This window comes from Halomonas sp. V046 (genome assembly GCF_052645355.1).
In genome coordinates this window covers 80,123-99,188 of the sequence record NZ_JBQXYF010000001.1, presented here as the reverse complement: position 1 = coordinate 99,188, position 19,066 = coordinate 80,123, and the positions used below count along the sequence as shown (strand labels likewise).

The window sequence follows — 19,066 nt, the reverse complement described above, 5'->3', positions numbered from 1 at the left end:
CCTCTGTAGCCATGTGGTCTCAGTCGCACCAGCTGATGGGCGTCGCATCCAGGCCCAGGTACAGGCTCTTCTGCTGCATGTAGGCGTGGATGCTCTGGCGCCCTTTCTCGCGTCCCAGACCGCTATCCTTGGCGCCGCCGAAGGGTGTCGAGATGGAGAACTTCTTGTAGGTGTTGATCCATACGGTGCCCGCTTCGAGCTTGCCGGCCAGCTGCAGCGCATGGCGGTAGTCGCGCGTCCAGATGCCGGCCGCCAGGCCGTAGCGGTTGTCGTTGGCCAGGCCGATCAGCTCGTCGTCATCGGCGTAGGGCAGGGCGATGAGCACGGGGCCGAAGATCTCCTCCTGACAGACCGCGCTCGTGTGGGGCAGGCCGTCGATCAGGGTCGGTGGGTAGAAGCTGCCGCGGGCAAGCTCCCCGGCGGTGGGAACTTCACCGCCGGTCAGGACTCGGCCGCCTTCCTGGCGGGCGCGATCGACGTAGGCGGCGACACCATCGCGATGCTTGTTGTTGATCAGCGGCCCCAGGTGGATGCCGGGTGTCTCGGGGTGGCCGATGCGTAGAGCGCCAGTGATAGCGATTAGGCGTTGCATGGCCTGGTCGTAGAGGCTGCGGTGGATGAACAGGCGCGAGCCCGCGATGCACGCCTGACCCGCGGAGCTGAAGATGCCGTAGGCCACCCCTTTGACGGCCTGGTCGAGGTCGGCGTCTGCGCAGATGATGGTGGGCGACTTGCCGCCGAGCTCGAGGGAGGTGGCGATCAGCTTGTCCGCGGCGATATGCGCCAGGTGGCGGCCGGTGCTGGTGCCGCCGGTAAACGAAATCTTGCGCACCTTGGGGTGGCGAGCGAGGGCGTCACCAATGATGCTGCCGCGTCCGGGAAGGACACTGAGCAGTCCCTTCGGCAGCCCGGCTTCCTCGAACAGCTCGGCGAGCTTGAGCGAGATCAGCGGGGTCGCCTCGGCGGGCTTCAGCACCACGGCGTTGCCGCCTGCCAGCGCCGGAGCGATCTTCTGCATGTCGCTGGCAATCGGCGAGTTCCATGGGGTGATGGCCGCGATGACGCCGAGGGGCTCGTACTGACTCAGGCTCAAAAAGTCCCGGCTGCGCTGGGTGGGCGATTCGCCTTCCAGGGTCTCGCAGGCGGCGGCGAAGTAGCGCGCGGTCGCGGCGGCGCTTGCCACCAGCCCCCGCGCCTCGGTCAGCGGCTTGCCGTTGTCGCGGGTCTGCAGAGCCGCAAGCTCCGGGGCTCGTGCGGTGATCAGATCGCTGACGCGATAGAGGATGTCGGCGCGCTCGTGGGGCACACGATCGCGCCAGCTCGATGCACGCCAGGCGGCGTCGGCGCCGGCGACGGCATCCTCGACGTCATCGCGGCTGGCGGCGTTGAGCTCGGCATTGACCGAACCATCGGCGGGAAAGCGCGAGACCATCGGCTCGCCGCGGCCTTTGCGCCACTCACCGGCAATAAAAATCTTGTGCAACATCTCGAGCACCTCTGTTAGAACGAGACCGATTCCAGCGCTTGACGACAAGCGCGTACCACCGACAGGGCGGCGAGGGTCGATGTTTTGGGATTGCCTTCCAGGGGGTGCCCATTGAGCTCGATACGGAACTCGCCGAAGCGCCCCTTGGCATGAATAAGGTGCGTGTTGCGGCGAGTGGCCGGGTCAACGGTCAGCTTCACCCGGGTGCCACGCATGCCAAGGCCCGCCAGCGCGACGGTGGCGGCGACGTTGGCGTTGGCGGGAAACAGGCGCGCCGCGTCGCCAGCGTCACCCTCGAAGAACACGGTCTTGTGACGGACGGCGTCGAGATCGATCAGCGATTCGGCGTGGCTGCCTTGCCAGCTGCGCGGTGCCTTGCAGGCCTCATAGGTGACGCTGTCCAGTCCCCCTTCACGCGCGGCGGCGAGCCCGTCCAGGCCTGCGATCGCGCCGGACAGCAATTGCAGGCGTCCGCCGCCTGCCTCTGCGGCGGCGGCGAGGCGGTCGTAGAGCGTGTCATCGGCCAGGGCACCGGTGGCAACGATGGCGAGGGTCAGCCCGCGGCGCAGGACGCCTTCGCCGTGCTCGGCGAGGCCTTGCTGTCCGGCGCATTCCACCACCAGGTCTGGCGTATCGGTGCATTGATCGATGCTGGTCAGCACCTCGACGTCGGCACCCAGGCGACGGCGAGCCTCCGCGCCAAGTGCTTCAGGGACGATGACCCAGGCTAGCGTCATGGCCTCAGGGAGGAGTCGGTGGACCTCGGCGCCCATGGCGCCATAGCCAATCATCAGCAGCCGTTTTGTTCGTCTTTGTGGTTGTGTCATCAGGATTCTCCGCGGTGTCACAGGTGGCGATTGAAGCCACCGGAGACATCCAGGGCGGCGCCGGTGGTGAAAGAGGCCATGGGGGAGGCGAGAAAGACCAGGGCGCGAGCGGGTTCCTCGGGACGTCCCAGGCGGCCCATGGGAATCCCACGCTTGCTGGCGATGACCCCGATCCAGTCATCCCAGCTCTGAGACGGATCCTCGCGCTGCGTAAAGCGCCGGTGCCATTGGCCGGACTCGACCATGCCGAGCAGGATGGAGTTGACGCGGATGCCCTCGGCGATCAGCTCGTGGGAGAGCGAGTGGGTCAGGTTCAGCAGGGCGGCACGAGCCGCAGACGTGGCGATCATGTGGGGTTCTGGCTGTACCGCCAGCAGTGAGTTGACGCAGGTCAGCGAGCCGATGTCCGAGGCTGCCAGCTGAGCGCGGAAGGCGCTCAGCGGGTTGAGCACGCCGAACAGTTTCAACTCGGTCTCGGACAGCCAGGCGTCCTTGGGCGTTGCATCGAGGTGCGCCACATACCCTTGGCCGGCATTGGCGATCAGCATGTCGGCAGCACCGAAGCGTTGGCGCACGGCATCGGCGAAGGTGAGGCAGGAGGCTTCGTCGAGCACGTCGCAGCTGTCGGCCAGCAGTTGGGCGTGTGGAAACTCGGCGCGCAGCTTGCTGTCGGCTTGCGTTAGCCGGTCACGATTGCGGCCGCACAGCGCGACCCTCGCGCCTTGACTCAGCAGCAGACGCGCCGTTTGAAAGCCAATTCCCGAGGAGCCGCCGGTCACGACGGCGACCCGATCTTCGATCATGAAACTCATGACATCTTCCTCTCGTGTGTCGGCTTGGGGTCAGCCACGGGGCAGTGTCGCCAGCCATGGCCGGGCCAAGGCATCGAGGGCGCGAGCGAAGGCATCCGGCGCATCGATGTAGCTTGCGTGCCCGGCCCGGGGGATGGCGTGATAGGTCAGGCCCTGGCGTGCCGCCAGGTCACGGCAGGCCTGCGGCGGCGTGATCGCATCCTGGTCACCGCACAGCACCGCGGCAGGAACGCCCCAGCCGTCACCGACATAGCCTTCGAGGCTGTCGTTGGCCAACATCCAGCTGGCCTGGGCGAAGCCGTCGACATTCAGGCGGCGCATGCCATCGCGGACGCGGGCGATGGCGTCGTCACTGGCGTCGTCGCGGAGCAGTCGCGGTGCCCGGGCGGCGGCGTAGGCGTCGTGGCCTTGGCCGGCAAGCAGCGTCCAGCGGCTGCGATACACCTCATCGCGTTTGCCGGCGTTGGCATGGCGATAGCCCAGCGCCGGGTCGGCCAGGATCATCCCGGCCAGTCGTTCGGGGCATCTCGCCGCGAAGGCGCTGGCCATCATGGCGCCAAGGGAGTGGCCAACCATCACGCAGCGCTGGACACCGACTGCCGTTAGCCAGTCATCGAGGCGCGCGGCATAGTCCGCGGCGAGCGGTCGAGAACTGGCCAGAGGCTGGCTGTCGGTGTAGCCCGGGGCATCCCAGGCCAGCAGGTGGTAGCCGGGAAGGTGCCTGGCTAGGGGCTCCCAGGACGCGGCGCCGGAGCTGATGCCATGCAGCAGTACGATGGTGGGACCCTCACCGCTCTCGCGGTAGGCCTGGCGGCCTGCCGCGAGGGCCTCGGCGTTGGGCGTTAGGATGTCGGCGGGCGTCGGGTGGGATGTCATGGCCGGTTCACTCATCCGTCGCGCTTGACCTTGGCCAGCGGGTGATCGTCGGGGTAGGTCGGGATCTGCGGCTTGGGCGTGCCCAGCATCACGCACATCAGGGCCTCTTCCTCGCTTTCGTTCAGCAGGCCGCGGTAGATTCCCGGCGGAACGGAGATGACATCGCGTTCTTCCAGCACCGTTTCGGTGTAGTTATCACCGTCCTGGATGAACAGTCGAATGCGTCCCTTGAGCACGAAGAACACCTCCTCGACGTCGTCATGGACGTGGAGGGGCCCCTCGCAGCGTGATGGCAGCACCATGGTGGAGAAGGTGAAGTGCTCGGCGGGGATGGTGTTGGTATCGCTACTGACTCCGGTGGCACCAGTGCCGATGTAACGCATCTGCGCGCGGCGGTATTTAGGGTCGAAGTCGGCTTGGAACTTCAGCGCATTCCAGTCATATTTTCGGCCCTTGAAGCGCGCAATACGTGACTCGATCCATTGATCGAAGGCCAGGTCATCGGGTTTCTTCCAGGTCGCGAACTGTTGTGACATGATCTATCTCCTCAACATATCTTGCGTCGTGGTGGTGAGAGCCTTGGTACGCATTACCCCTCGACCGCGAGGCCAGTGTTCTGGACAAAGGCTCCCCTAGCCTGCCACCGTGAGGTGCTCGGCTGGCTTGAGTTGTTGCATGCAGTTATCGCATGTCGTTGTCGCTTGGTATCTGCGCGGTGTTATGGACTCTCGGTGCGGCTTACGGGCATCGATATCGATGCCCATGCCATGTCGATGTGGTCCTCAAGTCTGCGCACTTTTCTGGCGCCGAGTGTCGGCATCGATTCCTCCCTCGACGGCCCACTCGGTGAACGATTCCAGTGAATGGCGCATCTCACGTGGGGTCCAGGCTTCGGTGAGGAAGTCTTCGTTGGTGTAGTACTCGAAGGCACCGCCGAGCGGGCTGTTGACGTACCAGAAGTAGGCCGAGGAAATCGGGTGGCGGCCCGGGCCGAGAAAGGTGCTCCATTGTTGGCGGTTCATGGCAAGGCCACCGCCGATCACCTCGTGGATGTCGCGCACGGTGAAGGCCACGTGATTGAGTCCGGCGCCACGGTGCGGCAGCTTGAGCAGGAACAGGTTGTGGTGGCCGCCGCGTACCTGCATACGTAAAAATACCGCACGATCGGTATAGCGGTCGGACACAGAGAAGCCGAGCAGGTCGCGGTAGAAGCGCTCGCTGGCCTCTAGGTCGTCGACGAAGAAGACGGTGTGACCGACGCCGACCGGTGTGGCTCGGTCGTAGACGGGGCTGGGCTCATCGATGCGGCGCATGTCGCCGTACTGGTTGATGGGCGTCACGGCGAGCTCGACGTCGCGCAGACGAGTGACGCAAACACGGATCGTCAACCCGTTGGGGTCGCGGCATTCGAGCGCATCACCGAAATCGACATAGTTTGGCTGGTCGCCGAGTCGGTCGCGCAGCACATCCAGGTCACCGGCGCTCGCGGCACCCCAGGTCATGCGGCGCAGAGTGGAGCCGTCTTCGAAGGCCTCGGGGAGCTCGGGATCGTCGCTCGAACGGATCACTAACTGAGCACCGTTGAGTGTTTCGAAGGTGGATTGGCCGTCGCCGTCGCCGATCTTCGTCAAGCCGAAATCCTGGGCGAACCGTTTGCCCGTCGCGACGTCTTCAGTACCAAATTCAAGTTTCTCAATACCCACGATATTCATAGTGCACTCTCGCTTAACGTGACCTTTTGGCTATCGGTCGTGACATTTTTTGGACACAAAGCGGCTCATTCGCGATGGGCGAAGCACCGCGATAGCTGTCGTGTCCTGGGGAGAGCCGGACTCGGCGTTAGGCGAGGATTCGGCTCGTGTTCGACATCATGGTTATCCCATGGTGTGGCGGCCTTCTAACGCTCCCTGGTAGCCCAGCAGGCTCGAAATTGACGCCGCGGCGTCGGCCACGTCCTGGCGTAACCTGTCGCGGTCACTCTCCGGGATCTGGTGTACCGGCACCATGATGCTGACCACGCCCTCTGTCTGCCCTTCATGGTTGAACAGGGGGTAGACAATCGATGAAATGCCGAGCTGGAAGAACGACTCCCCGATGACGTATCCACGGGTACGATCTTTCTGGACCATCTTCCAGAGGCTTTCACGATCTGCCGGAGAGCCGGGTTCGTTGTCGGGCAACTGCAGGGCGGGATACAGCGCCTCGAAGGTCTGCCGACTTTCCTGGGCGAGCAACATTCTGCCCAGCGACGTGCGATGCACCGGCAGGCGCGTACCGACGCTAACGCGCCGAATAGCGGCATTGACGGCACTGACGCGTGCGACATAGATGACGTCGCTTCCGTCGCGGATAGCGATATGGCTTGAACATCCCGTCTTGTCTCGCAGCGACTCGAGAACTGGTTGCCCGACCTGCACGACGTCCAGGGACGCAACGTACTCAAACCCCAGTTGCAAGACGCTGACCCCGAGTGAGTAAAGGCCGCTGGTCGGATGACGGCGAACGAAGCCCATGTACTCCAGGGTCTGGATGGCGCGATAGGCCGTGGCCTTGGGTATATCCACCACCTTGACGATCTCGGCAAAACTCATTTCCCGGTGCTGTCGGCTCAGTTCCTGGAGAATGATCAGTCCGCGTTCAAGCCCTGGAATCAAGTATCTTCGTGCGTCCTTATCCATTCGATTCATTGCCTCCTGGTCTCTGCGTATCGTTTGCACCTTGCGTCGCCGGGTAGCACTTGGGAGCGTCGGCTCGAGAGATGGTTTATGTCGTAAACTTAATATATGAAACATAATTTATTATGTGGTACGCCTTGATCGTAGTGCGGGTTCATCCCCTCTGTCAATTGACTTTTTGGCGCTCTTCTTTTTATAACCTGCTGAATTAAAAGAATATATTATAGTCACTCGAGTCGCCGCCTGCCCGCCCCAAAGGGGGGCAGGATGACGTATGGCGGCTCGCTTCTCGCTAGGGCTCTCTCCCCGGTTCTTGCTCGGGTAGTCGTGTTAGCGGTAGTGAATAAATCTCTCTTTCGTGGCGCCTAGGCGGTGGTCACATTGCCCGTGCCAACGCTAACTTTGCGATGACATGGTTCAATAACGCTTTGCCAAGGGCAGCAACACCGCGGCGCCGACGAAGGCCATGGCCATCATGAACATCAAGCCGGCCGTCATGTTGCCGGTGGACGCAATCAGCATGCCGATCAGCACCGGAACCAGCGCGCCGGAGAAGTTGCCCAGGCCATTGAAAATGCCGCCTGCCGTGGCGCTGACGTCGGAAGGTGTTGCCTTGGCCAGCAGCGCGAAGACGTTCGGTGCGCCTACGCCCCACATGGCGGCACTGAACGACATGGCGGCGATCATGGCCCAGTTCGAGCCGTCGATGGTCAGCACCAATGCCAGTCCCATGCCGGCCCCCAGCATCGAGATCGAGCACGTCAGGGCACGTCGGTCGAGGCGATCCGAGGCGATGGCGCCGACTACTTCACCGAGGAGCATGGCGAGAAACGGCAACGACGAGAAGATGCCCGCCTGGTCCAGGTCGATGCCCTTGTCCTGCACCAGATAGGTCGGCAACCAGCTGTTCAGGCCCCACAGGTAGGCAAGGAAGGCGACATTGAACAAGCAGATTGACCAGAACGACCAACGCTTGAGCAAGGTCGTCGTGGCGGCGCGGTGGGTCGCCAGCGGTACATGGGTACGATCGGTGTGCTGCAGGGCTGGGGAGCGGGTAGTGACATCGACCTTGCGGAACACCAGATAGACCAGCAGCACCACTGGAATGGTCATCAGGGCGATAGCGAAGAAGCTGGTGCGCCAGCCGAACTGATCGACCACCCAGATGGTGAATGGAAAGCCGAGCGTCGCACCGATCGGGGTGCCCAGCAGCCACAGCATGGTCGCCCGTGCCTGCTCGTGCGGAGGAAAGAGTCGCTTGACGATGGTATAGGCCACCGCAAACATCGGTCCCTCGGCGATGCCCAGAAGCACGCGCAGCGTCAACAGAACGCCGAAGTCATCGACGAAGCCCATCACCGCCATCAGGAGAGCGGTGACCAGCAGCATGGCGTAGAGGCAGCTCTTGGGGCTGAAGATGTCCCCGAGAAAGCCCAGAAACATCGATGATGCGCCGTAGGACAGCAAGAAACAGGTCATCAGCAAGCCCAGCTTCGTCGACTCGCCGGTCAGGCCGAGGTCGGCTTGAAACTCGGGGCTCGAAATCAGCACGGCGATACTGATCTTGTCGAAGAAAGACAGTATCACGCAGGCCAGTAGCGCCAGTGGAACCAGCCAGCGCTTCACGCTAACGGCTGGTCTGGCATCGTGGTAGGCCCCGGTCGGCTGGGACGGAGCGGCGGTATTGGACATCTCATCACCTTGTTATTTTATCGGTCAGGGAGCTGCAAGGGCCACGCGCTAGAGGTGTTGATCAGCGCAAACTCATCAATTCGAAGTCGGGATCCGCCAGGGCGTTGGGGTCGAGGACTCGCTGGCTCGCCAGCCAGCGTTTGCCGAGCTTGATCGCGCGCGGCTGGTCGAAGGCAACCATCTGGACCAGGCGATGGTCCGCATCGAGATAGAAGAAGATGGGGCCCTCTGGGGCGTGTCGAATGACGCCATGCGTGGCCCCGGAGGGCACGCCGAGAATCTGGATGTTGACGCCGTGCTGGTCGGACCACAGCCAGGCCGGCTCGTCGTAATGGGCCTTTTCACCGAGCATTGCAGAGGCCACGACTCGGGCCTGGTTCTGTGCGTAGGCCCACGACTGTAGACACAGGCCCAGATGCGGGTGCTGAGCCACGTCGCCGGCGGCGAAAACGCGCGGGTCCGAGGTGTGTCCGGCCGCGTCGACGACGATGCCGTACTCGGTCTTGAGCCCCGCATCCCGAGCCAGCTCCAGATTGATTTCCACGCCGGTGCCCACCACGACGAGATCGTAGGGTTCCGGTGCCTTGCCGTTGGCTTTGATCGTGACCCTACCGTCGCGCTCTTCGCTGAGCCGAATGTCTCGGTGAGCCAGCGAGAGGCCCACGCCATTGTGCTCGTGGAGCTCGCGGATGGCCTGGGCGACTTCGGTCCCCACGCTGCGACCACAGAGTGCCGGGTCGCGCTCGAAGACGTCGACCTGGAGGCCGAGTTGGCGCGCGCTGGAAGCCACTTCCAGACCGATCCAGCCGCCGCCGATAACGCCGACGCGGCGGCTATTGGCCAGACGCTCTTTGAGCAGACAGGCATCGTTCCATGAGCGCAGTGTCATGACGCGGTCGAGGCTCGCCCATTCGGCGACAGGCAACCGGGGCCGGCTACCGGTGGCGATCAACAGGCGATCGTACGGTAGTCGGGTTGCGTCATCGAGCACGACATGTTGCGCGGCTCTGTCGATGGCGATGGCGCGTTGCGGACGTCGCCAGTCGATGTCGAGTTCGGCCAGGCTGCTGGCGGAAAAGAGCCTCGGTAGCGGCGCATCCGCGGTAATTGACGCCTTGGACAGGGGCGGGCGTTCGTAGAAGTCGTGGGGCTCTTCGGCGATCACCACCAGGTGGCCGTCGAATCCTGCTGCTCGGAGCGTCTTGCAGGCGTGACCGCCTGCCTGGCCACCGCCGATGACGACGATGCGCTGGATATCGCTTGTCATGTCGCACAGTCCTTAGTTGAAGACGAAGCCGCCGTTGACCGGAATGACCTGACCGGTCACGAACTTTGCCCAATCCGAGAGCAGGTAGAGGATGGTGCCGTCCACGTCGTCGGGCTGCTGTTCGCGTTTCAGGGCTCGCCCCTGGGCATAGAAGCGGTAGCGCTCCTGAGGAACATAGGCGGTGGCTTCGCAGTGCGTCAGACCCGGGGCGACGGCGTTGACGCGAATATCGCGCTGCCCCAGTTCCCGTGCCATGGCGCGCGTCATCGCGATCACGGCGCCCTTGCTGGCGACGTAGGCCATCAGTTTCGGTGCGCCCCACAGTGCGGTATCGGACGCCACGTTGATCACCCGTCCATCGCCTGACGGCATCAGCGGTACAGCGGCGCGCGTCATCAGCCATGGACCGCGCACGTTGACCGCCATCACCCGGTCCCACAGCGCCATGTCATGTTCCATCAGGTCCAGGCCGCCGACGCCGGTCGCGATCGCGGCGTTGTTGACCAGGCCGTGAAGGTTGCCGTTGTCGGCGATGGCGGCCATGCCGGAGGAGATGGCGTCAGGATCGGACTGGTCGATGACGTGCGTCTCTACCTCACACCCGCGCTGACGCAGCGTCTCGGCGGTCGTGCTCAGCTCGTCCTGGCGGATGTCACTGAGGACCAGTCGCGCGCCTTCTGCCGCCGCGGCTTCGGCGATGCTGCGCCCCAGTCCGCGGGCGGCGCCGGTAATCAGGATGCGTTTGCCGCAAAGCATGTTAGGCATCTCAGGCCGCCTGCTGGCGCTCGGCCAGCTGTTTCTTGGCCTGTTTCAGCATGACGCGGCGCAGCCGAGACAGCCCGACATCGTGCTGATAGAGATTCTCGTGATGGCGGGCATCCGGTGCCATGCTTTCGAGGATGATGCGGTCCTGCTCCAGCACGTCCCAATGCAACTGCTCGAGCTTGGTGCGGTACATGAAGCGCCACACCTGGAGCTGCCAGCCGCTGACCTTGCGAATCCGCCAGAAGAAGACTCGGGTGTTGTCCTTGTCCTCGGGGACCGCCATGCCGACGATCCAGAAGGGGCCACCTGGCCCGAAGCGCTGCTGGTAGGGGATCGACAGGCGTAGCCATAGGGCTCCGCTATTGCCGTATTCCACCCAGTCGAAGTTGACGCCGGTCTGACCGGTTTTCTTGAAGATGAAGCCGCTTTCCGTGGGCTCGAGTTCCATCTCTGCCTGACGGTCACCTTCGGCCATGGAGTGCGAGTCGGAGTGCAGGTAGGTGCCGTGCATCGGATCCATGACGTTGTCGATGGCGTACTGGTAGTTGCACTTCCAGGTCGCGGTGCACAGAAACTGCCCGTAGCTCTCGACGTCTGTCAGTTGCTCTGGCAGTTCAAGCTCACACGGCTGTTCATCGGGCGTCGTCGCGAAGTAGACGAAAATGGCGCCGTGGGCCTCCTTGATCGGATAGTGGCGGACACAGGCCTGGCCCACCAGTGGGCTCTTGCTGATGGCTGGGACATCGCACACCTCGCCTTGGCCATTGACCTCGACGCCGTGGTACCAGCACGCCAGCCGATCGCCGAGGTTCCAGCCTCTGGACAGTCGCGCGCCGCGGTGAGGGCAGCGGTCTTCGATGGCGTGCAAGGTGCCATCGCGGTCTCGCCACAGGGCCAGATTTTCGCCCAGGCGGGTGATGCCCATGGGGTCGCTGCCCACTTCCCAGCTAGCGGCGACGGGATACCAGAGTGAGCGCAGACCGGAGTCCAAATAGTCCTGAACGGAGGTGTCGATGGAAGGGGCACTGCTCATGACTCGTCCTCGTTGTTGATGGTGGGGTGAACAGAGTGGCGACGGTCCGTTAGCCGAGGACGGCCATTTCCTGCAAGAAGGTTTGCTCCGTCCAGGCTTTGCCATGGCGGTCCTGGCAGCGTTGGGCATTGAGGCCCTCGACGACGGCATCGAGCTCGGCGGCGCCACCGGCGAATACTTCCTGAAGGGCCTCAACCAGGGCCAGTTCGAAGGCGCCTGGTGCGCTCGACCGGGTTTGCCAGACGGGGTTGGCGAAGCCGCCCGGCGCTTCGATGCTGCCTTGGCCGGGTTCGCTAGAGGGAATCAGGCGCTGCCAGTTCTTCAACTGAGGGTTGTAGTCGTTCTGAGCCATGGTTCAGTTCTCCTCGTTTATTTGAAGCTGTACTTCACGCTCCACGATGCGCACCGGGTAGACATGCAGGTCGCGGTCAGCCGGCTCGCGGGTGCAGCGGCCGGTCTTGATATCGAAAGTGGCTTCGTGCAACGGGCATTCGACCTCGCCATCCTCGACGAAGCCTTGAGACAGCAAGGCATAGGCGTGGGGGCATACGTCCTCGAGGGCGTAGTACTCGCCATCGAGGAGATAGACGCCGATTTGCTTGTCGTTGAGTTTTGCGGAGAAGGGAAAGTCTTCCTTTACCTGATCGGTCCCGCAGACGGTGGTCCAGCTCATGTTGTTGTCCTCATCGGTCGGTGAGGTGGTTCATATATGGAACTATGTTTTTTATGTGATCCGTTAAGCCGCAGTATAAGCCCGCGTTCGGGCCTGTCAAATACTATATAGTATTGGCGTTGCGTCGTAGCGAACAGGTGTCCCGCCGACAGGCGGCGTCACGGGGGTGCGACGGGCAGGGGAGGGTCAGGCGAGAGGCGGACGCCTTCGGTCATGCGTCAACGGCGGGTGACGTCGCTGGTGACGGCAGTACCACGGGTGGCGGTGAAAACCTGGGGGCACTAGGCGATAGCACGCGGGCGGAGGAGCATCGACGTGGCCACGACAGGCGCCGCAACCGGGCGCGGCTGTGCTTAGCGCAGGCCGGTGCGTAGGGACAGACGGTAGTCGCTGTCGGGAATATGCATGACCTGCCAGGCCAGCGTGGTGTCATCCGCCAGACGATAGAGCGTCTCGAGTCTTAGCCCCGAGGCATCGGTGTCATCGCCCAGCATGACTTTGGCCATGGCTCGGGGGAGACGAACCCGGCTGAGCCGGTTGTCTGCGTGGCTGAGGGTCACCCGACCCCGGGCCTCGAGCAGGGGCAGGATGCTCTCGTGCTCCAGGTCCTCTGTGGGCGCGTCGAGTAGAAAAGACGCCATGTCATGGCGCAGGTAGATTTCGGTGTGGCAGGTGAAGGCACCGTCTATGCGGTCCAGGCGTACCAAGTGCAGGTAGCCTTCCGGGCTGGCGCCCAACACCTTGCTCCAGGTGCCCTGGCGAGCGACTTTTTTCCGTTTCAGCAGGCGCATGAAGACCATGCGCACGCGGGCCCCGTCGGGGCGCAAGAAGTGGAAGGCGGGCGTGGTGATCTCGCGGCGATGGTCGCCACCGGCGACGAAGGTGCCGAGACGGCGGCGGCGATAAAGCTCGCCGCTTTCGACCAGCTCACGCAGGGCTTTTTGCACGGTACCAAGGCTCAGTGGCAAGGCATCGGTCAGCGCTTGTTCGGTAGGAATACGCGTTCCTTCTCGCAAGTGACCCTCGACAATCATCTCGATGATCGCATCACGCAAGCAAAGGTACTTGGGGGACTTGGGGGAACGTTCCAGGTGTCGCGCGACGCGCTCGGCCAACAGAAGGTGCACGGCACTTCCTTCGAGTGAAAGGCAATTCAGTAGCAGGAATGCTAGCAGGGTTGACGGTGAACCATAAGGGTCACCGTCGTCCCTGGCGCGTCGTGCCGATGGGGGACGCTATTGGGTCGTCACGCCGGGCACATAGGTTCTGCGTTCGACCCAGCCGAGCAGGCTGGCGACACAGGAGGTGAGGATCAGGTAGAGGATCCCCGCCCACAGAAAGACGTGGAAGAAGTCCAGGGTTCGCGAACCAATGTCCTGGGCGATCGCGGTGATTTCCACCACCCCGATGGTGTAGGCAATCGAGGTGAACTTGAGCTCGATGATGGCCTCGTTGGACCACTGGGGAATCACTCGGCGCAGGGCCTGGGGCAGCATGATGTGGCGGATGGCCTGCCACTTGCTCATGCCACAGGCCCTGGCCGCCACCAGTTGACCCTTGGGCACCGACAGGACCGAGCCGCGAAAGTACTCCGCCTGGTAGGCGGCACTGTTCAGGGTGATGGCGATCACGGCAGAAGTGAAGGCGTCGAAGACGATGCCGATGTGGGGCAGCCCCAGGTAGATGAAGAACATTTGCACCAGCATCGGCGTACCGCGAAACAGCTCGATGTAGACGGTACTGACCCAATAGCACAGGCGATTGCCGTAGACCCGTGCCCAGCACAGCACCAGGCCGAGGAAGAAGCCCAGCGTGATCGCTATCACCCACAGCCCCAGGGTGATGGGGATGCCCTTGATCAGCTCGGGTAGCCATTGAATGCCAAAGTTCAAAAAATCCAGCATAGCGCTCACCCATGCTCCGCGATGACATTGAGAAAGGCGCGAGTCCGCTCGTTCGTGGCACCGCTGAACAAGGCATCAGGCGAGCCCTGCTCGACGATGTAACCGTGTTCCATGAAGATGATTTCATCCGCCGCCTGGCGCGCGAAGCTCATCTCATGAGTGACCACCACCATGGTCATGCCTTCGCTGGCGAGCTGCTGCATCACGCGTACCACTTCACCGGTCAGCTCCGGGTCCAGCGCCGAGGTGGGTTCATCGAACAGCAGGACGTCCGGGTCCATCGCCAGTGCTCGGGCGATGGAGACGCGCTGTTGCTGGCCGCCGGAGAGCTCCGCCGGGTAAGCCTCGGCCTTGTCGGCCAGGCCCACTCGCTCAAGCTCCTGATGGGAGCGTGTCGTCGCGGTGGCCGGGTCGATACCGTTGACCTTCACCTGGCAGATGCGCACGTTGTCGAGCACCGTCAGGTGCGAGAACAGGTTGAAGTCCTGAAACACGAAGCCGATTCGCGCTCTCATGGCGTCGATGTTGCTATCCACCACTTCTTCGCCCTTGAGGGTGATCTTGCCGGCATCGGGATGGGTGAGATGGTTGATACAGCGCAGTAGCGTGCTCTTGCCAGAGCCCGAAGGGCCGATAAGCACCTTGGTTTCTCCCTTGCGCAGGGAAAAGCCGATGCCCTTCAAGACCTCGAGCCCGTTATAGCTTTTCTTCACGTCCTGGACGTCCAGGATAAGATCGTCGGCCATACCTGAATCTCTCTGGTTATTTTTCGAAGCCCGGCACCGCCAGCTTGCGCTCGAAGGCATAGAGCGCACTGTTGCCCGCTCTATTGAGAATGAAATAGAGCAGGGCCACCACGGCGAATACGATCAGCACATTGCCCTGGGTGCTGGTGATGATGTAGTGCGCCTGGCGGGTGAGCTCGACGACGCCGATGACATAGGCCAGCGAGGTCTCCTTGATCTGTGACGAGAACTCGTTGGTCCAGGGGCCGATGGCGTGGCGGGCGGCCTGTGGAAACAGGATGTAGCGAATGGCCTTGGCCTTGGACATGCCCATGGCTCGGGAGGCCATCATCTGGCCGCTGGGGATGGACTGAAACGCGCTGCGAAAGATCTGCGACTGATAGGCGGCCGAGCGCAGGCCCATCGCGAGTACCGCGGCGGCGAAGGCCGAAATGTCGTAGATGCCCGCCAGACCGTAAAAGAAGATGAACAACATGATGATGATGGGAATGCCACGAAACACCCGCTCGTAGACCACCAGTGGCCATTGAACGAGGCGTGTTCGAGGACCGTAGAGTTGCAATAGGCAGATGCACATGCCCAGCACAAATCCGATCGCCAAGAGCGCCGCCAGTAGCACGATGGCGACTCCCAGCCCCTTGAGAAGAAAGGGGAAATCGCGGAGTAGAACGTCGTAGATATCCATGCCGTCTGTCCTGACGTGACAGGCGCCACCGGACCGGGAAGCGCCTGTCGTGCTATCGACTTATTCGTTGCCGAGGTCGGGGAGACCGGCGACAGGCTGTTGGTAGGTGCCGACGAAGTCAGGCATGTACCCGGGGATGGCCGGTGCCGTTACGCCAGGAATATAGCTGTCGACGATCTCCTGCCATTGACCGGACTCGTAAATGGCCAAGATGCCCTGGTTCAGGTCCGCCAGAATCCCCTGGGGATCATCCTTGGACACGGCCAGCGCCAGCGGTGCGCGAATGAAGATCTTGCCGGCCATCTTGATCGGGCGGCCCGCGTTGATGTACTCCTGCGCCGAGGTGTCATCGACGATGACCGCGGAGATGCGGCCAATCGCCATGTCGTCTACCGCGGTGACATAGCTATCGTACTTGGAGAGTTCGACGTCCAGGTCACTGTTGTTGATGACGTTTTCTTCCATCCATGCCTGCTGTGAAGAGCCACCCTGAACGCCGACCTTGGCCCCACAGCAGACCGCGGTGAAGACGTTGGCATCGGAATCCTCGGGCACCAGAACGACATCATTGGTTTCCCACCAGGGAATGCTGAAGTCGATGGCTTCGGCGCGCTCCTCGGTCACGGTGAGGCCGGTCGCCAGGATATCGATCTTCTCCGCGGCGAGGGCCGGAATCAACGAGGGAAAGGGCATATCCTGGAATTCGATGTCGAAGCCTTGCTCTTCGGCGATGGCGCTCATCGCATCGATGGCAATGCCCTTGAACTCGCCGCTCTCGACGTATGCCCAGGGTGGGAAGGAGGCTTCGATGCCGACGGTGTAGGGGTCTTGAGCGAAAGCGGAAGAGGTCAGGCTGGCGCCAACCAGAGTAGCGGCCGCGAAGGCAAGGGGGCCGATCAGCGATGGGGTTTTCTTGTTCATGATCGTCTCGCAGGTAGAGGGGAGATTATTGTTAGCCTGTTCAATATGAAGTCTCGGAATTGAGGGTGTCAAACTGCCCGGATACCCGGCGAGTCACTCGGACGGCCGTTGGCATGGCGTGATGCGATTCATCTGCGCGGTTTTTTCTTGTTGACGCCGTGTTCAGTAAATTATGTGCGGGAATTTCCTGTTTTCAGAAAAACCCAAGGCCGGGTGGGGCAAGGCCGGATGGGGCAGGAAACGACGGGTCCCAATTGGATGACTTTTAAATTGTTGGACGAAAACACGTTCTTTCTCATCGCTGGTCGGTGAGAAAGAACAGCAATCTATGCCCGCAAAATTGATGTAAAAGTGCCATCGAAACAGACTCATCGTGGCGCACAGTGGTGGGAGAAGGGGTTTGCCAAGACGGAAGTGTCATGTCGACAAGGTGGCAAGATCTCGGGATAGGATAGCGCCAGGAGTCACGCTGGCGCAGGTCATGGCATGGTCGCGAAAATTCGCTTGTTCGCCAGGCGTTCAGCTTGCGGGTGATAAGCCGCCTTGGCCGCCGTCAGCGGCCCATCCAGCCGCCATCGACGGTCATCACGGTGCCGTGCAGGTAGTCCGATGCTTGAGACGCGAGGAAGACCACCGGACCCATGAAGTCCTCGGCACTGCCCCAGCGACCCGCCGGAATACGCGCGAGAATGTCCCGCGAGCGGTCGGGGTCATTGCGCAGGGCCTCGGTATTGTCGGTGGCGATGTAACCGGGGGCGATGGCATTGACGTTGACACCCTTGGCCGCCCACTCGTTGGCGAAGGCCTTGGTCAGCTGGGCGATGCCGCCCTTGCTGGCAGCGTAGCCGGGTACCGTGATGCCGCCCTGGAAGGACAGCAGCGAAGCGGTGAAGATGATCTTGCCGCTGCCACAGGCCACCATCTGCTTGCCGATTTCTCGGGTTAGCACGAACTGGGACGACAGATTGACGTCGATCACTCGGTCCCACAGCTCATCGGCGTGCTCGGTGGCGGGGGCTCGCGCGATGGTGCCGGCGTTGTTGATCAGGATATCCACTTGGGTCGCCCGCAACTGCTCGGCGAGCCGGTGAACGGCGGTCCGATCCGAAAAATCGCAGGCGATGCCACGGAACCGGCGACCGAGCGCACCGATGCGCTCGCCAATGTCACCGCCATCCGCGGCCATGTTGGCGCTGACGCCGATGATGTCGGCGCCGGCCTGGGCCAGACCAAGGGCCATTGCGGCGCCGATGCCGCGCCGGGCGCCGGTCACGACGGCCGTCTTGCCGCTTAGATCGAAGGTTGTCAGTACGCTCATGCCGGGGCTCCTGCATCGATAGAAGTAAGCGTCGTCTGTGCCTGTGGCTTGGCCGTCAGGTTATTGGAGGCTTGGCCGATACCGGCAAGCGGCTGACGGCACCATGAGGGGGATGGCCAGGACCCGCTCTGGACGGAGCGGGCTCCGACGACACGCCACCTAACGCATCGTCAGCGGGGGAGTCGTGGGCGTCACGCCGCCGGTGGTCCGCGGCGCGGGGCAAACGATCAGCGCACGGTCAGCGCCCTTGGGCCCCACGGCGTAGCCAGTCATGAACGAAGGCGAGCTTGCGCCGAGCGGGCTCCGACAGCACAAAGGGATAGAGGTCCGAAAGCCCCATCGAGCGATTGATGTGGTTGACCCCGATCGTCAGGGAGGCCGCGACCGTGATCAGACGCTCGGCATTGGTTTCGGAGTAGGGATCCCAGTTTCTGTCGGGTAGCTCCGGCGACGAGAGTCCGGCGGCAACGAAACTGTCGGCGATATCGGTCAGGTGGAGCAGGTGGGCGCAGGTCTCGGCCCAGTCCTCGTGTGGGTGAGCGGAGGCGTAGGTGGTCAGGAAGTTGTTCTTCCAGTCGGGTGGCGGGCCGTTGGTGTAGTGGGCCTGCAGGGCGCTGGTGTAATTCGCTTGTTCATCGCCGAACATGGCACGGAAGGCATCGAGAAAATCGTGGCGCAGGCTCAGGCGCCACCACAGCATATGGGCGATTTCATGGCGCATGTGGCCGATCATGGTGCGATAGGGCTCGTCCAGTGCCTGTCGACGGCTCACGCGCAGCACCGGGTCTGCCTCGGTGACGCTGATGGTGATCACCCCATTGATGTGGCCCATGGGAACCGGCGTCGCGCCCTCGGCGAGCAGATGAAAGACCGGGCGGGTGCCGGGGTCTTCGGGGCGAAACCAGTGCCAGCGCCCGAGATTGTCCAGGGCCCAGCGCTTGGCCGCTTCGGTCTGTGCCCAATTCAGCATTGCGTTGGGTAGCGAGGGATCCGGGGCAAGCGCTGTCATGGCGCAGGACTGGCAGAAGGCACCCTGACTCGGTGCGATCCAGTTGCAGCCGATGACCTCGCGATTGGCGCAGAAGGGCGGCATCGGCAGGAAGGCGCGTGCCTGGGGGTCATAGGCGACCGGGGTGCCATCGGCGGTGGTCAGGTTATCGAACCACAGCGAGCCGGCACCGACCGGATTGGAGAAGACGCGCATACGGAAAAGCTCCGATAGTGGACAGGGATATAGCGGATTGTCGCGGTACGGGGCAGTAGCGATGTCAGCCGTTGGTGATGGCGCACTCCCAATCTATGCGGGTTTCCGTCGATGTGCCAGGCCTGGGCGTCATCGTGGGTGTCTGTGCACGGCGTCGTCTCGACGCGGGGGCGCCGCCTCGC

The 19,066-nt window shown here is 62.8% G+C and carries 20 protein-coding genes; all 20 read right to left on the bottom strand.

Going from position 1 to position 19,066, the window contains the following annotated elements:
- Positions 1 to 19: 19 nt before the first annotated feature.
- The 20 genes from ACUN9Y_RS00425 to ACUN9Y_RS00330 all read right to left on the bottom strand — a co-directional run bounded on the left by ACUN9Y_RS00425 (position 20) and on the right by ACUN9Y_RS00330 (position 18,884).
- Positions 20 to 1,486: an aldehyde dehydrogenase gene (locus tag ACUN9Y_RS00425; protein WP_445458702.1), complete on the bottom strand. Its 1,467-nt coding sequence runs from the start codon at positions 1,484 to 1,486 to the stop codon at positions 20 to 22.
- Between the two features lie 14 nt (positions 1,487 to 1,500).
- Positions 1,501 to 2,313 (bottom strand): aspartate dehydrogenase, encoded by an 813-nt coding sequence (locus tag ACUN9Y_RS00420; protein WP_445458701.1) that lies wholly within the window; start codon positions 2,311 to 2,313, stop codon positions 1,501 to 1,503.
- Positions 2,314 to 2,330: 17 nt separating this feature from the next.
- Entirely contained in the window at positions 2,331 to 3,125 is a 795-nt protein-coding gene (locus ACUN9Y_RS00415) for an SDR family oxidoreductase (RefSeq protein ID WP_445458700.1), read from the bottom strand.
- 30 nt (positions 3,126 to 3,155) lie between these two features.
- On the bottom strand, positions 3,156 to 4,001 hold the full coding sequence (locus tag ACUN9Y_RS00410; protein WP_445458699.1) for an alpha/beta fold hydrolase: 846 nt from the start codon (positions 3,999 to 4,001) through the stop codon (positions 3,156 to 3,158).
- A gap of 11 nt (positions 4,002 to 4,012) precedes the next feature.
- The gene (locus ACUN9Y_RS00405; protein ID WP_445458698.1) at positions 4,013 to 4,537 is read right to left on the bottom strand and encodes a cupin domain-containing protein; all 525 of its coding nucleotides are present in this window, start codon (positions 4,535 to 4,537) and stop codon (positions 4,013 to 4,015) included.
- A gap of 246 nt (positions 4,538 to 4,783) precedes the next feature.
- Complete coding sequence (locus tag ACUN9Y_RS00400) at positions 4,784 to 5,632, bottom strand: VOC family protein (RefSeq protein WP_445458697.1); 849 nt, start codon at positions 5,630 to 5,632, stop codon at positions 4,784 to 4,786.
- A gap of 243 nt (positions 5,633 to 5,875) precedes the next feature.
- Positions 5,876 to 6,679: an IclR family transcriptional regulator gene (locus tag ACUN9Y_RS00395; RefSeq protein WP_445458696.1), complete on the bottom strand. Its 804-nt coding sequence runs from the start codon at positions 6,677 to 6,679 to the stop codon at positions 5,876 to 5,878.
- A gap of 414 nt (positions 6,680 to 7,093) precedes the next feature.
- The gene (locus tag ACUN9Y_RS00390; protein ID WP_445458695.1) at positions 7,094 to 8,368 is read right to left on the bottom strand and encodes an MFS transporter; all 1,275 of its coding nucleotides are present in this window, start codon (positions 8,366 to 8,368) and stop codon (positions 7,094 to 7,096) included.
- Positions 8,369 to 8,429: 61 nt separating this feature from the next.
- Positions 8,430 to 9,635: an NAD(P)/FAD-dependent oxidoreductase gene (locus ACUN9Y_RS00385; protein WP_445458694.1), complete on the bottom strand. Its 1,206-nt coding sequence runs from the start codon at positions 9,633 to 9,635 to the stop codon at positions 8,430 to 8,432.
- A 12-nt stretch (positions 9,636 to 9,647) separates the two neighbouring features.
- Entirely contained in the window at positions 9,648 to 10,400 is a 753-nt protein-coding gene (locus ACUN9Y_RS00380) for an SDR family oxidoreductase (protein WP_445458693.1), read from the bottom strand.
- A 1-nt stretch (position 10,401) separates the two neighbouring features.
- Positions 10,402 to 11,433: a Rieske 2Fe-2S domain-containing protein gene (locus ACUN9Y_RS00375; protein WP_445458692.1), complete on the bottom strand. Its 1,032-nt coding sequence runs from the start codon at positions 11,431 to 11,433 to the stop codon at positions 10,402 to 10,404.
- A 49-nt stretch (positions 11,434 to 11,482) separates the two neighbouring features.
- Positions 11,483 to 11,785 (bottom strand): recombinase-like helix-turn-helix domain-containing protein, encoded by a 303-nt coding sequence (locus tag ACUN9Y_RS00370; protein WP_445458691.1) that lies wholly within the window; start codon positions 11,783 to 11,785, stop codon positions 11,483 to 11,485.
- Between the two features lie 3 nt (positions 11,786 to 11,788).
- Positions 11,789 to 12,106, bottom strand: coding sequence for a non-heme iron oxygenase ferredoxin subunit (locus ACUN9Y_RS00365; protein WP_445458690.1), 318 nt, complete (start codon positions 12,104 to 12,106; stop codon positions 11,789 to 11,791).
- 353 nt (positions 12,107 to 12,459) lie between these two features.
- Entirely contained in the window at positions 12,460 to 13,233 is a 774-nt protein-coding gene (locus ACUN9Y_RS00360; RefSeq protein WP_445458689.1) for a GntR family transcriptional regulator, read from the bottom strand.
- Positions 13,234 to 13,341: 108 nt separating this feature from the next.
- Positions 13,342 to 14,010 (bottom strand): amino acid ABC transporter permease, encoded by a 669-nt coding sequence (locus ACUN9Y_RS00355; RefSeq protein ID WP_445458688.1) that lies wholly within the window; start codon positions 14,008 to 14,010, stop codon positions 13,342 to 13,344.
- Between the two features lie 5 nt (positions 14,011 to 14,015).
- A complete protein-coding gene (locus ACUN9Y_RS00350; protein WP_445458687.1) occupies positions 14,016 to 14,756 on the bottom strand; it encodes an amino acid ABC transporter ATP-binding protein in 741 nt (246 codons plus the stop codon).
- 16 nt (positions 14,757 to 14,772) lie between these two features.
- Positions 14,773 to 15,441 (bottom strand): amino acid ABC transporter permease, encoded by a 669-nt coding sequence (locus ACUN9Y_RS00345; RefSeq protein WP_445458686.1) that lies wholly within the window; start codon positions 15,439 to 15,441, stop codon positions 14,773 to 14,775.
- Between the two features lie 60 nt (positions 15,442 to 15,501).
- Positions 15,502 to 16,362 (bottom strand): ABC transporter substrate-binding protein, encoded by an 861-nt coding sequence (locus ACUN9Y_RS00340; RefSeq protein ID WP_445458685.1) that lies wholly within the window; start codon positions 16,360 to 16,362, stop codon positions 15,502 to 15,504.
- Between the two features lie 553 nt (positions 16,363 to 16,915).
- A complete protein-coding gene (locus tag ACUN9Y_RS00335; protein ID WP_445458684.1) occupies positions 16,916 to 17,680 on the bottom strand; it encodes an SDR family NAD(P)-dependent oxidoreductase in 765 nt (254 codons plus the stop codon).
- Positions 17,681 to 17,918: 238 nt separating this feature from the next.
- On the bottom strand, positions 17,919 to 18,884 hold the full coding sequence (locus ACUN9Y_RS00330; protein WP_445458683.1) for a zinc-binding metallopeptidase family protein: 966 nt from the start codon (positions 18,882 to 18,884) through the stop codon (positions 17,919 to 17,921).
- Between the last annotated feature and the right edge of the window lie 182 nt (positions 18,885 to 19,066).

Coding starts and splice junctions, on each gene's coding strand:
- ACUN9Y_RS00350 (WP_445458687.1), bottom strand. CDS start 14,756: ATGGCCGACGATCTTATCCTGGACGTCCAGGACGTGAAGAAAAGCTAT.
- ACUN9Y_RS00415 (WP_445458700.1), bottom strand. CDS start 3,125: ATGAGTTTCATGATCGAAGATCGGGTCGCCGTCGTGACCGGCGGCTCC.
- ACUN9Y_RS00395 (WP_445458696.1), bottom strand. CDS start 6,679: ATGGATAAGGACGCACGAAGATACTTGATTCCAGGGCTTGAACGCGGA.
- ACUN9Y_RS00420 (WP_445458701.1), bottom strand. CDS start 2,313: ATGACACAACCACAAAGACGAACAAAACGGCTGCTGATGATTGGCTAT.
- ACUN9Y_RS00335 (WP_445458684.1), bottom strand. CDS start 17,680: ATGAGCGTACTGACAACCTTCGATCTAAGCGGCAAGACGGCCGTCGTG.
- ACUN9Y_RS00390 (WP_445458695.1), bottom strand. CDS start 8,368: ATGTCCAATACCGCCGCTCCGTCCCAGCCGACCGGGGCCTACCACGAT.
- ACUN9Y_RS00365 (WP_445458690.1), bottom strand. CDS start 12,106: ATGAGCTGGACCACCGTCTGCGGGACCGATCAGGTAAAGGAAGACTTT.
- ACUN9Y_RS00330 (WP_445458683.1), bottom strand. CDS start 18,884: ATGCGCGTCTTCTCCAATCCGGTCGGTGCCGGCTCGCTGTGGTTCGAT.
- ACUN9Y_RS00370 (WP_445458691.1), bottom strand. CDS start 11,785: ATGGCTCAGAACGACTACAACCCTCAGTTGAAGAACTGGCAGCGCCTG.
- ACUN9Y_RS00340 (WP_445458685.1), bottom strand. CDS start 16,362: ATGAACAAGAAAACCCCATCGCTGATCGGCCCCCTTGCCTTCGCGGCC.
- ACUN9Y_RS00380 (WP_445458693.1), bottom strand. CDS start 10,400: ATGCCTAACATGCTTTGCGGCAAACGCATCCTGATTACCGGCGCCGCC.
- ACUN9Y_RS00410 (WP_445458699.1), bottom strand. CDS start 4,001: ATGACATCCCACCCGACGCCCGCCGACATCCTAACGCCCAACGCCGAG.
- ACUN9Y_RS00345 (WP_445458686.1), bottom strand. CDS start 15,441: ATGGATATCTACGACGTTCTACTCCGCGATTTCCCCTTTCTTCTCAAG.
- ACUN9Y_RS00355 (WP_445458688.1), bottom strand. CDS start 14,010: ATGCTGGATTTTTTGAACTTTGGCATTCAATGGCTACCCGAGCTGATC.
- ACUN9Y_RS00375 (WP_445458692.1), bottom strand. CDS start 11,433: ATGAGCAGTGCCCCTTCCATCGACACCTCCGTTCAGGACTATTTGGAC.
- ACUN9Y_RS00385 (WP_445458694.1), bottom strand. CDS start 9,635: ATGACAAGCGATATCCAGCGCATCGTCGTCATCGGCGGTGGCCAGGCA.
- ACUN9Y_RS00425 (WP_445458702.1), bottom strand. CDS start 1,486: ATGTTGCACAAGATTTTTATTGCCGGTGAGTGGCGCAAAGGCCGCGGC.
- ACUN9Y_RS00405 (WP_445458698.1), bottom strand. CDS start 4,537: ATGTCACAACAGTTCGCGACCTGGAAGAAACCCGATGACCTGGCCTTC.